12 protein-coding genes and 1 riboswitch are annotated in these 13,167 nt (G+C 40.7%); of the genes, 5 read left to right on the top strand and 7 right to left on the bottom strand.

Annotation, left to right across the window (positions count from 1 at the left end):
* Window positions 1-16: 16 nt before the first annotated feature.
* Window positions 17-1,285, top strand: a complete 1,269-nt coding sequence (locus ACIFOD_RS21660; RefSeq protein ID WP_430316277.1) for a glycosyltransferase family 4 protein — start codon at window positions 17-19, stop codon at window positions 1,283-1,285.
* A 48-nt stretch (window positions 1,286-1,333) separates the two neighbouring features.
* Entirely contained in the window at window positions 1,334-2,260 is a 927-nt protein-coding gene (locus ACIFOD_RS21655) for an NAD-dependent epimerase/dehydratase family protein (RefSeq protein ID WP_430316223.1), read from the top strand.
* A gap of 75 nt (window positions 2,261-2,335) precedes the next feature.
* Here ACIFOD_RS21655 and ACIFOD_RS21650 read toward each other — a convergent pair whose 3' ends face one another.
* Window positions 2,336-3,733 carry a protoporphyrinogen oxidase gene (locus ACIFOD_RS21650; RefSeq protein WP_430316222.1) on the bottom strand — a complete coding sequence of 466 codons (1,398 nt, stop codon included), beginning with the start codon at window positions 3,731-3,733 and terminating at the stop codon, window positions 2,336-2,338.
* A gap of 226 nt (window positions 3,734-3,959) precedes the next feature.
* Window positions 3,960-4,067, top strand: a riboswitch (SAM riboswitch).
* A gap of 106 nt (window positions 4,068-4,173) precedes the next feature.
* Between ACIFOD_RS21650 and ACIFOD_RS21645 the strand changes: the two genes are divergently transcribed.
* Both ACIFOD_RS21645 and ACIFOD_RS21640 read left to right on the top strand, forming a co-directional pair.
* Window positions 4,174-4,389: a Fur-regulated basic protein FbpA gene (locus ACIFOD_RS21645; protein WP_397551485.1), complete on the top strand. Its 216-nt coding sequence runs from the start codon at window positions 4,174-4,176 to the stop codon at window positions 4,387-4,389.
* A 267-nt stretch (window positions 4,390-4,656) separates the two neighbouring features.
* Window positions 4,657-5,226, top strand: coding sequence for a TVP38/TMEM64 family protein (locus ACIFOD_RS21640; RefSeq protein ID WP_430316221.1), 570 nt, complete (start codon window positions 4,657-4,659; stop codon window positions 5,224-5,226).
* Window positions 5,227-5,307: 81 nt separating this feature from the next.
* Here the strand turns inward: ACIFOD_RS21640 and spoIIP are convergent, their stop codons facing one another.
* The 3 genes from spoIIP to ACIFOD_RS21625 form a co-directional block, all read right to left on the bottom strand.
* Window positions 5,308-6,471 (bottom strand): stage II sporulation protein P, encoded by a 1,164-nt coding sequence (gene spoIIP / locus ACIFOD_RS21635; RefSeq protein ID WP_430316220.1) that lies wholly within the window; start codon window positions 6,469-6,471, stop codon window positions 5,308-5,310.
* Window positions 6,472-6,628: 157 nt separating this feature from the next.
* A complete protein-coding gene (locus tag ACIFOD_RS21630; protein WP_430316219.1) occupies window positions 6,629-7,102 on the bottom strand; it encodes a DUF2975 domain-containing protein in 474 nt (157 codons plus the stop codon).
* Between the two features lie 138 nt (window positions 7,103-7,240).
* Entirely contained in the window at window positions 7,241-8,716 is a 1,476-nt protein-coding gene (locus tag ACIFOD_RS21625; protein WP_430316218.1) for a flavin monoamine oxidase family protein, read from the bottom strand.
* Between the two features lie 208 nt (window positions 8,717-8,924).
* Between ACIFOD_RS21625 and ACIFOD_RS21620 the strand changes: the two genes are divergently transcribed.
* Window positions 8,925-9,161 (top strand): hypothetical protein, encoded by a 237-nt coding sequence (locus ACIFOD_RS21620; RefSeq protein WP_430316217.1) that lies wholly within the window; start codon window positions 8,925-8,927, stop codon window positions 9,159-9,161.
* 162 nt (window positions 9,162-9,323) lie between these two features.
* On the opposite strand, the gene ACIFOD_RS21615 is transcribed toward ACIFOD_RS21620, so the two are convergent.
* The 3 genes from ACIFOD_RS21615 to ACIFOD_RS21605 all read right to left on the bottom strand — a co-directional run.
* Window positions 9,324-10,403 carry a glycosyltransferase gene (locus ACIFOD_RS21615; protein ID WP_430316216.1) on the bottom strand — a complete coding sequence of 360 codons (1,080 nt, stop codon included), beginning with the start codon at window positions 10,401-10,403 and terminating at the stop codon, window positions 9,324-9,326.
* A 152-nt stretch (window positions 10,404-10,555) separates the two neighbouring features.
* Window positions 10,556-11,752 (bottom strand): hypothetical protein, encoded by a 1,197-nt coding sequence (locus ACIFOD_RS21610; RefSeq protein ID WP_430316215.1) that lies wholly within the window; start codon window positions 11,750-11,752, stop codon window positions 10,556-10,558.
* A 36-nt stretch (window positions 11,753-11,788) separates the two neighbouring features.
* The coding region (locus ACIFOD_RS21605; RefSeq protein WP_430316214.1) for a collagen-like triple helix repeat-containing protein at window positions 11,789-13,167 on the bottom strand (1,379 nt) is incomplete at its 5' end.

Here is a 13,167-nt window from a genome sequence, read left to right as displayed (position 1 = left end):
AGAAAACTTGAGTCGAATGCCACCTTTCAACATTCATCCCTCTCTTCTTGCCATCATGGATCAGTATTATGATGTGGAAAGAGACTATAAGGAGCCTCTCGCTCTCCAACCATTCGGTCAGAAGACAAAAGGCGATGATTCAAGGCCAATGAAAATCTTATACGTTACATTTTTTCAATACCCCCATACAGGGGGATTATCTCATTACATCACTTCGATAAAAAACGGTTTTGAAAAGGTCGGTCATAGTGTAGATGTACTGGCGCCAAACCATATGTCTTCAGAACAGCTGGAAGAATGGATTCCTGAAGCTTCCTCTGAAGCCCGTAAATTTATGAATACACGCTACGGAAGAGTGAATGAAAAAATCGTCAAAAATCTTAGTTACCTTCATGTATTTGAAATTTTTCTCAAAGAAAAAAATCTTCAGCAGTATGACATCATACACGCTCAAGACCTATTTGCCATCTTCATCCTGGGACATTTAAACCAAACATACCAAAAACCTTTACTCTTTACGCCACACGGGTTCTTTACGAAAAGTCGCTTAAAATTCAACAAAATGCAGAAAGATTCCATTGAAGAAGCCTATTTTACTGAACTTGAGAAAGTAGGCATTGAAGCAAGCACTGAAATCGTGATGATTTCAGATTCCTTTCGCCCTAACTTAATGGATTTCGGTGCAAAAGATGAAAGGATGGTCACCGTTCATACTGGCATCGATTTTAAACCACTTCCTCATAAAAATCATGAAAACATTATCCTAACGTGTGTCTCCCGACTGTCACCACGTAAAGGTCATGGATTTCTCTTGGAAGCATTGTCCAGACTTCGTGAACACCTGACTAATGTGGAAGTATGGATTGTCGGAGATGGGGTCATGAAGGAAAAACTGATTGAACAAGCGAAAGAACTTAAGCTAAATAACGTGAACTTCCTGGGGAAACGACACGATATACCCCATATTCTTTCCATGTCGGACATCTATGTATTAGCAACTGTGAATGACAACTTTCCCCTATCCGTCATGGAGGCAATGTTTTCCTGTCAAGCGGTCATCTCCACCACATGTGGCGGAATCCCGGAAATGGTTCAACATGAAGAAACAGGCATCCTTTGTGAACCTGGTAACGTCGAACAACTCGCACATGCGATAAAGCGCTTCATAACGAATACGGAAGAACGTAATAGGTTTGCGAACGCTGCTGAATCCTATGCTCGACAACACTTAACCTGCCATGTTATGACGAGAAAAATTGAACAGATCTATCAAACATATTTATAAAGAAAGGAGACTCATCATGAGGGAGAATGAACGGATCCAGGATCATACATGAAGATATTAGTTACAGGCGGTGCAGGATTTATCGGCTCACAACTCGTAGAAATACTGCTCGCTGAAGGTCACACCCCAATTATTCTAGACAACTTCTCTAATGGCAGGGAGGAAAACGTGCCAAGTGGAGTCAAAATATATAGAAAAAATCTATTATCCGATAAAGTTGAAAAGATTTTTGAAAAAGAAAAACCCGACATCGTTATGCACCTCGCGGCCCAAGTGAGCGTAGCTAAATCACTGGAAAATCCTGCAGAAGATGCAGCAGTCAATGTATTAGGAACCGTAAAGTTGTTGGAGTACAGTACCAGATACGGTGTGAAAAAATTCATCTTCTCCTCTTCCAGTGCAGTATATGGTTATACAAATGAGGTGATTAATGAAGAGAGTCCTACTAGTCCGATTTCCTTTTACGGTACCTCAAAATTAGTATCAGAAACCTATATTAAACTATTTAATAAGCTCTATGATCTTCCATACACCATCTTGAGATACGCCAATGTATATGGACCCAGGCAAAGATCCGATGGCGAAGGCGGAGTTATAAGCATATTTATTGAGCAACTATTAAATATTGAAACACCCATCATTTTTGGGGATGGAAACCAGACTCGGGACTTTGTTTACGTAGAGGACGTAGCCCGGGCAAATCTTCTTTCCATCGCAAACGCTGACAACCAAGTCATCAATATCGGCACCAACACCCAAACAACCGTCAACCTACTCTACACCCTACTTTCAAACCAACTCCACTCTTCGCAAATGCCAAACTACGAAGCGAAACGGGAAGGAGATATTTTACACAGTCACCTCTCAAATTCGAAAGCTCTACACTATCTAAAATGGGAACCTCAATATGATTTGCACTACGGTTTAGAAAATACTGTTGAATATTTCAAAAGGAAAATGGAGAATGACGAATGATTTCATAGCTCGTGCAAACACAAAGGAAAAGAGCTTGGGAAATTCCAAACTCTTTTCCTTTATTCTTTATCTTCCTCAAACGTTCTCCTCTAACTCATCTATAATACTTTCTGCAGTTTTCTTCCCGTTTTGAATACACGCGCCGATGCCCACTCCAAAGTATGAAGCACCTGCCAACTTCACACGTGGCAGCTCGGTTGCGAGATTTTCACCTAACGATTGCACAGACTGACTATGCTCAAGATGATAGTTTGGCATCAGGTCTTTCCAGTTCGTTACTTCAACAGAAATCGGATCTCCGTAAATGCCGACACTTTTTCTGATATCTTCAAGTGCCGTGCTCACAAGTTCTTCCTCGCTAAACTCTTTCAACTCATTGTAATGAGGGTTTGTACTTTTATAAAAAAGTCTCAATAAAAGGTTTTGATTAATGGACGTATGCTTCCATTTCCGGCTCGTCCATGTGCATGCATTACATTTCACATCTCTGCCGCTTGATACGATAAAGCCTGTTCCATCAGCAGGAAGCTCCTCGTCTGGAATGTTAAATCCAAGGTAAATTGAAACAAGGGAAGAGTTTCTCAATTTATTAAAATCAGGTTCAAGTTTTTCATGAGTCAGAATCTTCTGGGTTACGTCATGAGGTGTTGCGAATACCACATAATCCGCTTGAATCCTCCCGTGACCATTTAGAGTCAGCTCATATTTGTCTCCTGTTTTTTGGAGCTTAGTTGTTTCTACTCCCTTTAAAATTGTCCCATTGGAACATTGTTCTTCTAAACGTTCAATGATGGTTGATAAACCATTTTTAAACGAGATGAACTTTTTATTGGATGCCCCTTGGAATTTTTGTTTATTTGCAGATAAACCTTTAATGATACTGCCGTATTCATTTTTATATTCAAGTAAGTATGGGAGTGTCGAAGCCATGGTGAGCTTATGCAAATTTCCAGAGTAGACCCCTGATAATACTGGAGCTACCTGCTTCTCAACAAGTTCCTTACCCAGGAACGCTTCTAAAAATTCACCGATGGAACTCTCTTTGGTAAATTGTGTATTTTCCGTTTCAAGGTCTTTAAGTGCGTCGATCTTCCCTTCTTCTGAGACCAGGGTGCTATTTTGAAGAGACTCAACGGACATGGGAATTCCGAAAATCGTGTCTTGGGGAATCTTATGTAATTCGCCATTTGTATATATGTAGGATGTGCCTGTTTCATTATAGACAAGCTCCTCTTGAAGTTGAAGTTCCTCAACTAGTGAAAGAACTCCTTCATTACGGGCAACGATGGAATCTGCTCCCGCTTCCATTATGAATTCGCATTCATTTATGGTTCTAATTTTGCCGCCGAGCTGCTGATCTCGCTCGATCAGGATTAACTCGATATCTATTTCTCGTTCAATGGACATTCTTTGAAGATGGTACAGCGCTGTTAATCCTGTAATTCCTCCACCTACGACAACCACTGTCTTCATACGATTCACTCCAATAATTGCGTTTATGTATACAGATTATCATGTTTTTTGTTGATTAGAAAAAGATTCTGTGTCTGAATTGGTAAAAAGTATAGGGATGAGGGTTAGTTCCAACATTTTTATTTTTAATTCCTCTCATCTATCCTATACCCAATATCCAATTCCTAGTTGACAACTATGAATACTAATATATATAATTATAAGAAATCCATGACAACTATATAGCCGCTTATCCAGAGAGGAAGAGGGACTGGCCCGACGATGCCTCAGCAACAGATTCTACATCGTAGAACACTGTGCTAATTCCACAAGCAATTCGCTTGGAAGATGAGTTGAAGTTTGATACATAAAGCCTTCTTCTTATCTACTAGGAAGAGGGCTTTTTTCAATGAAAGAGCCTCTTCCACTGTTCGTATACATTATAAGAGGAGTGATCAAATATGGGAGAAATCCTTCAGGAAGCGATTCACAATCGAAGAAACGAGTTAATAAACAAATTAATTGTCCACAACATATTCAAAAAAGGAGACAAACAATTATTTGAGTTGACCCTCCAGGAACTTGAGGACGAATACAAATATCTTCAAAAGGAATGCCATCCGCATAGCGATGTTGGCTCCATTCATTGGAAAAATTGTTCCAAATTAAGCAGTTAAAAAGCAGCAATCCAAGGAATTGGATTGCTGTTAATTTACTTAAACTAACTGTCTTACATCTTCACACTTAAATCAAAGAAAGATTGTATAATTGTTAACTCGTTTTCCTTTCAGTTTTTAAACTATTCTATCCTCCCTAGTGGTGATTCCAGTTTATTAACTGAGTGTTTTATAGAAGAGTATGCACTCATCACAAAATAAAATTGTTCCAAAAGGATTCCAGATGCATTATTCTGATAATCTAGTCTCTTACAAAGGAATTGAAATATGACGGACACACTGCAGCATTTCATGAACGAATTCATCGCCCTTGATAGTTGGTCTCTCATTTTCATCAGTATAACCATTAATATATTCATCAGTATTCTAGGTTTCCTACCAAGTGTTTTCTTGACGGCATTCAATATTTCCGCATTTGGGTTTTGGCCGGGAGTCGGGGTTTCCATACTTGGTGAATCATTAGGGGCCATTGTTAGTTTTTATTTGTATCGAAAAGGTATGAATTTTACAGGGATTGATCAGATTCTGTCTAACAAATATTTTCTCAAATTAAAAGAAGCGTCAGGTACAGAATGGATCTTTCTTCTATTCTTATTTCGCATGGTTCCATTTGTGCCTTCAAGTGTGGTTACCGTTGCCGCTGCCTTTAGCTCTATTTCTATTGTTGTCTTTTCTGTGATCAGTTCTGTCGGGAAGATTCCTTCTTTGTTGATTGAAGCATTTGTGGTGGTGAATGTGTTGGATGCGGATAAGGGCACGGTTATTATGGTGGCAGGTTCAATGGTGGTTGGGATGTTTTATTGGGGATATCGTTGGAGGAAGAACAAGAGAACATAATTGAGGACGTCATAGAAACCATTCTCCTTGAGAACAGAAAAAAGACGTCCACCACATGGCATACGTCTTTTTCCCTAACACTTATTGTGCATTTACTTCTACAGCATCCTTCTTGTAATATTCTGCAAAGATCTCGGCGAACGCTTCTGTAGAGTTATACAATTCCACTAAATTGTTTTCCACTCCGCCAAACTCAAGTAACATGGCTCTCTCGGTTAGGTCCTGATTGTAGACCCCGTTACCTTCTGCCCTTGTTTTGATGAAGACACCCCGGCTGATGCCGGGATATTTCTCCTCCAGTTTAGCATTTAATTCCTTTGCAATCTTAAGGTTTTTTTCGAAGTTTTTGTTTTCTTTTCCTACGATAAAAAATAAACGTGCATAGTTTTTCCCATTGATGGTTTTGGTAGTGATGCTTCGTGGCTGAGAATCCCGATGGATATCAATCAGGTACGTTAGGTCATCGTTTTGGGCAATGGCTTCTTGTACTAGACCCCTTGATAACTGATAGGATTCAAAATATGTCCATGACTTGTCTTTGAGAGCTTTGTTTATATCTGTCTTATCCTGGACTGCTCCAATCCCCCTTGCTTCAAGCTCTTGCTTCAATTTTGAGCCGACAGCAATGACGTTGACCTTCTCGTTGGTACTCGCTGGATCTTTCGAATCGTTATTCTTAATCAGCGGGCTGAACGCTTCCCAACTGTGTGAATGATAGATGTAGACGGATTTTTCATCAATCTCTTGAACGCCGTCTCCTGAGTTGTTGTTGGCCTGATCAATTTGACTCTGATCGATTTCCTGATCTTTCAACTGATCTTCTGTTGGAGCCGGTGATTCATTTGGGAGGTTCGTGATGTCTGTCCCTTTCCCGGCAACGGCTATGTGAGTATGATAATTTTCGATTCCGGGGATCTCCCGTCCAAATAAACTACGCGGATCAAGGAGAGATACGTTCGTGACGCTTTCCAACCAATCAAAATCACTGTTTAATGCTTCCTCATTGGTAGCCCGCAGTCCAGTCATTTCCTGTGACAACAACATAAGAAACGTTTCCTTTGGGACGAGTTCGGACATCGATGAATACAGTAAACTATCCACCCTCAATTTAATTGCCGTCGACGAAATCAACCAGACTGTCAAGTATATGAGGACAATACCGATCAATACTACCCGAATGATGGCCTTCATAGAGACGAATACTAGTGGGACTAAGCTATTGTTGTTTCGAGACTTATACGACATCATCAGTACCCCTATATAAAGTATTTAATAGTTAACTTTATGCAGGGGGTTGATAGAGTAGAAGGTTTTTTCCGAGGTTCGGTCGGATTTCCTAGATCTTAGCGGTTTAAACCTTCCCTCTTAACCAGAATCACATCAATATTTTTGATAATCGTCATCAGACCGTTAAATCATTTTCAGATTTTAGCTCAAGAGCATTCCTCAGTAATTCCTGAAGAACCGCTGCGAAAATCGAAATGGTGACAGACGCAAAGCTGATAATGATCCCAACCATAGCGATACCCGGATGAAGAGCATTTTGGATGAGTAGAAACACTATACCTGCCACATAGATGGCTGTAATCAGTAAGGCATACAGTTTAATTCGGTGAAGAGCCACTATTGCTTTACCTGAAAAAGCGTTCTCTTCAATACACGTTAAAAGCTTAAAAGCTTGATACAGCGCTAAATTAAATGGAACCGCTGTTAAGTATAACCCTATTAGAATCGGCCATTTCAAATAAGCAAATTCCGGAAATAAATCAGCCGAATGCTTTGCCATTGTTGGCAACCAGACAACACAAAGGACGAATACAATCGCACCTATTGCTATTACTGCCCCTTTTAAAAAAATCGTCGTTCCTCGTTTCATAACACACCTCTGATACCATGTTTTTCTAAATTATATAATGAGATTTATTGTTTTCCAATAAAATTTTATTTTTATTCTTTATTAAAAACTTCCTATACAAATAACAAACGCATGAGCAATCTCATGCGTTTTAAACCCTTATCTGCTATTCACTTCATTGGCTGCCCTCACCCCCGACTCAATCGCCCCTTCCATCCAACCATGAAAGGAGGACGTGTGCTCTCCGGCAAAATGAATTCTGCCTTCAGGTTTCTTAATATAATCGCCGATATCACTTGCCTGCCCAGGGGTATAAAGGGTAAAACATCCTGCGGAGAATGGGTTTTTACTCCAGTTGTAGACTACATAATTCAGCATTTCTGTATACACCTGTTCGCCATATATTTTAGAGAGGTCTTCTAAAACTTCTTTGATGATTACTTCTTTTGATTTGCTGTTCCATAAGAGTGCATTCTGTCCCCAGCTGTAACTCGCTAACATGACTCCTGGTTTGTTGCTACCCTTGTCGTGACTCGGCATATACGTAAAGCGTGTGGGGAGATCTGACACGATGTTTCCGTAATTCAAATCTTCCCAGAAGCGACGGCGGAATTCAATCCCTATTTTCACGGATGGGACATTCGGCACCTCACGGATCGCCTGCCACTTTTTAAAGGATATTGAATCATAAGGTATGACCTCGATAAACTGGAAGACAGTAAATGGAATGGTTACGATGACATAATCTGCATTGTATTCCCGCACCAATCCGTCTCCGGAGTTTACTGCACGAACGCTTACTCCGACATCGGATTGTCTAATGTGGGTCACTTTTTGATTAAGTAGAATGTGTGACCCAAGCTCTTGGACAAATCCATAAGGTAAGTGGTCGTTTCCACCTGTTATTTGATAAAATTTTGTTTGTTTCCTGAATATAGGAAAAATGATGTCTTTTAATATGTCCACGAATGAGAACTCAGGGAATCCTTCTATCCCGAGAATAACATTGATTTTTCGTATGGCATTTAAAGATAAGGATTTACCAAATGGATTGTTTGCTAAAAATTGTCCCATAGAATAACTTGAGTATCGTTTAATTAATTTTTGCTGTTCATCATGAGCACTGTTATTATATAAATCCATAAAGGGTTTTGTCGCTTCGATAAATAATTCCGAAGCCGTTCTCCCCTTTTCACCTTCTGGTAGCGGATACTGTAGTATGTCTGGATTTTTTTCATATTGTTCCCTTGTTGTTAGGATATTGTTAACTAGTAGTAAATCTCTTGGAGAACTATTGATGAATTCTTGATAGGGCAGGTTGAATTTTCTAATATACTCGAATACTAACTTGTGGTTATCGGGAATCCTCATGGCGCCCAGGTCCATATAGTTACCGGGGGTGAAGGGCTTGCGTACAGTATATACCCTACCCCCAATTCGCTTATTTCCTTCTAATATCGTTACTTCATGCCCGGCCTTTTTTAATAGAGAAGCTGCGACTAAACCACTCATCCCTGCTCCAACGACGATTACTTTTTTTGACTTAGCGGGCTTTAATCCATTTCGAATAATATCCAGCATGTCATTTGGATAACTCAATTTGGAAGGGTCATCCCTTGATTGTTGATTTGCCATCTGTCATCACCCGCCTCCCCTGTTTCTTTTATCATATGAAAACAAAAAAGGAGGTATACGTATATTCTCTGTGACCAAGAGCTCATTTCCAGTTGTTTTCAGAACAAACGTTTCTATTTATACGTTTATATGTTATACTTAAGTTTCATTGGGTCTACGAGACTGTATTTAGTCAATCCCTCGAGCAAGTAGAAGGGAGACATGTTATATGTCACTAGAAAATATCGTAACCATGCTCAAGACTCTTAAGGAATTCAAGGATAGTGAGATTGTTCATACGATATCAAGTCATGATCACTCACCTGTTATGACCGTTACCTACCAGTTGGACACGGATTGCTTTCAAATCACTTATATGGATTCAATGAAAGTTGAAGAGTTTACAGACATCAGCCTTTTGGCTACAACCATAGAAAGTGTTGTTCTTCTCGAACCTTCAAGATAAGATCATAAAATGGAATGCCATTACGTAAATCGTGATGGCATTTTTTGTAACTTATTCCATTATGTTGTGGAAAATTTTCTTAGAAGTCTGGCAATGTCATTTGACACTCAGTGTACTCAGGAAAAGAAGTCCCCCTAAGATTAAAATAGCTTCTTTTCACTTTCAGTCAATACCCATTTTCTTCTCTAAAAGTTCTTTATTATATAGTACATTTTTATCCTTGGGCCGGAATTTCCTCGCCAATTCATTATGCTCGTACGCTTTCTCTAAATTTGTAATTCTATCATAGCAAACACAAAGCTGCAGATGGGGATACCAGGTTGAATATGCAGGATACGTAAAGCTCCATTTATCAGGGTCCTCTTTATGGCTGGTGGCAAGTTCGTACCAATATATCGCAGACTCATATTCCCCTTTGCACTGAAATATATAGCCGACTCTGCTGCACATCTCAGGTCGTGGTGTCTTGGAATAACATAGAGATTCAAATAAAGATGACATCTCCCCCTGAGAATCATTCAAATAATGGTAACAATCTGCCCGGTTGATGCAAGCATATACTTTATCCTCAACCCATCCTTCCTTTAATTCTATATTTTTTGTGTAGCTTTCAATCGCCTGTTTATAGAGTCCATTTTCACGTAACTCATTTCCGTAATAAAAGTAGTCTCTAGGAGAAAACTCATCACCTCTGGCTATCTTATCTTCATAAATGGATAAATTCCTTCCTACGGAATGTTGGATTTTCATATGCGTAATGGATATATCAGAATTAATGATGTTGCCATATACATTCAAATAATTATGACAATCCCCTTCCCATCTATAATATCGGCTCCTTTTAACTAATCGATTCCGCCGATATTTCAAGGTTACATTCCCGAACTCATCGACTCCGGCGTTATAATACATGGAAACGGAATCAACTGCTGGGTCAAGGGAATTCTTTAACTTTTTTAACTTTGCCCTATCTTCTTCCAGCATCACATCATCGGCATCTAAATATATAATATATTCCTTGGTAGCATGCCTAAACGATTCATTTCTAGCGTCTGTGAATTTTCCTGTCCATTCAAAAAAATAAACTCTATCTGTATAGGCCCTTGCAATTTCTACAGTTCCATCCCCTGAACCGGTATCAACTATATTAATCTCATCTACAAGGTCTTTCACTGAGTCAAGACAACGGGAAAGTACTTGCTCTTCGTTTTTAACAATCATACATAAACTAATAGAAATCATTAATCTGCTCCTTCCTGAATGTTCTATATTTAACTTATGGAAAAGCGATTCAACTGCTTAGGTAATTGGACTAGTTACCTCTAAAAATCTACCCACCTCAATCAGATAAGCAGAAAAGCTCTCACACGATAAGAGAGAGCTTTTCTAACAAATCACCATTCTTCTGTCACGCGAAATACGGCTGAGATCGATACACTTCCCCCGAATGAACCAATGACCAACGATACTGTTTGATCATCCGGCAGTTCAAAATCCAATAGGTTTACTTTGGCAATATCTTTTGCTACCCCAGGAGCACTGGCTCCTACCCCTTGAAATACGACTTCTCCCCCTGTAATCGTAGTAGCAGTGTTGTTGACCAGCAAAGCGGTTTCAGAATCAGGAATATTAGTAGTTGCAGTCGGGAAGTTGACGAAGGCGGTATCGAGCGTCCCCCCCAATACAATCTGAAAATAGATATCCTCCGCTGTAATGATATCTGCTCCTTCAAGGGTTACGCTTACAGAATTTGCTCTGCCGGAACCTGCTGGGAAAATAGGCTTTCTTTGAAAGGATATGATAGGGGTTCCAGCAGTAGTAACGCTAGTGGATCTTCTTTCTGAAGTAATACGAAACTCAGGATCAAATTTTCCAAGGATGCTGTATTGGCGGCCACCAACGAATATACTCCGTGCTTCCGACGCACCTGTATTAACAATTTGAGCTCTCAAAGGTAGGTTTGGATCGGCAAAACTGGTTTCATTTGCGGGTCTAAAACGATGAATCGTAATCATTTCCTGGGCCAATGTGACTGGGTTCTGGACAACTACTTCGAATTCCACCACTCCGTACCCATACCAGGTAAAAGTAATGTTATAAATATTTCCTAATGCCAAATCCAAAGTATGGCCGCTTGGCCCGCTTCCGTCTAATGTATCCACATTCCAGGAAAGCTGTGGAATAGTGGTATCCACCCCTGCTCTTCGGATCACCAAATAAATGCCATCTGTTAAACTCTGGGCAAAAAATGCTCCATTCTCATCATCAAACAACCCCCATCTGAATATTTGATTTGCTGCCGCATCTTCAGGTATTCGAATTCCAATCCCCGCTTGACCGGCGTATCCAGGCATATAACGTCCCCTTTCAGCACTATCCAAAGTAGCGGTGTCGTTTGCCCCTGCCGTTACAGTTACTTGATACTCAACAGTTGTATTTGTAACGGTTCCAGCACCACTCGTTTCAACAATATCCCTTAGGGTTGATAATCCATATACTGATTTTAATTCTAAGACAGGAGTCCTTTGAGCAGTCATTAACTCATTGAATTGAGAGCTTACATTAGGTCCTATATTATTTATGATAGTCAAGTATTTCCCCCCTTTCTGGTTTAAATTGAAATGTTATTACCACTCTTCCGTTACCCGGAAGACAGCCACTACTGGTGTTGTTCCACTAAATGTACCCACTACCAATGAAACAATCTGATCATCGGGTAATTGAAACGATAATAAAGTAGCTGTTGAAAGATTTCTCGTATTTCCTTGTGCTCCAGCACCTACCCCCTGATACACTACTTGTCCTCCTGTTATGTTAGTAGCCGTATTGTTCACCAGCAAGGCTGTTTCGGTATTCGGAATTGCTGTATTTGCCGTTGGGAAATTAGTGAATGCTGTATTCAAAGTACCTCCTACTAATATTTGGAAATAAATATCAGCGGCATTGATTATATCTAATCCCTCAAGAGTTACACTTACTGAGTTTGGTCTTGCGGAACCAGCCGGGAAGACAGGTTTTCTTTGAAAAGATAAAACAGGTAACCCTCCCGTACCGACGGTTACTGCCCGTCGATCCGACGTAATACGAAATTCCGGATTGAACTTTCCGAGTATACTATATTGCCTTCCGCCAACGAAGATACTCCGCGGAGAGGATGCCCCTTGGTTTTCAATCTGTGTTCTGAGAGGCAAATTTGGATCGGTAAAGCTCGTTTGGTTAACGGGCCTGAACCTATGGACAGTCACTACCTCTTGAGCGAGGGTCAAGGGATCCTGGACTACAACATTAAATTCAACAACACCGTATCCGTACCAAGTAAATTGAATCTGAAAAACATTCCCTAAAGCAAGGTTCAGGGTGATACCACTGGGGCCGGATCCATCAAGTGGATCAATATTCCAGGATGTTTGTGGAGTGATTGTATCAACTCCTTCCCTTCTAATGGCCACAAATATTCCAACTGCTACACTTTGGCCAAAGTAAGCCCCGTTCTCGTCATCAAAAAGGCCCCATCTAAAAACTTGGTTTGTATCTGGCCCGGAAGGTACTCTCACCCCAATCCCTGCTTCTGCAGCATAACCGGGCATGTACCTCCCCCTTTCCACACTATCCAATGTGGCAGTATCTGCCGCTCCGCCTGTAACACTTACTTGATACTCGACAGAAGTACTTGTAACCGTTCCGCTTCCGGTAGTTGTTACAAGATCTCTCAGGTCGGATAACCCGTAAACCGATTGCAACTCCAATACAGGTGTTCGTTCTGCCGTCATCAATTCATTAAATTGTGAACTGACCTCGGGTCCAATGTTCTCAATGGTTACCGTGTCACTCAATGGACCGGTTGGTCCTGCCGGTCCCGTTGCACCTGTTGCGCCTGCCGGTCCCGTTGCACCTGTTGCCCCTGCCGGTCCCGTTGCACCTGTTGCCCCTGCCGGTCCCGTTGCACCTGTTGCCCCTGCCGGTCCCGTTGCACCTGTTGCGCCTGCCGGTCCCGTTGCACCTGTTG

This window comes from Rossellomorea sp. NRS-1567 (genome assembly GCF_050467885.1).
Lineage (GTDB): Bacteria > Bacillota > Bacilli > Bacillales > Bacillaceae_B > Rossellomorea > Rossellomorea aquimaris_C.
The sequence above is the reverse complement of the archived record's forward strand: the minus strand, read 5'-3'. Positions and strand labels throughout refer to the sequence as shown.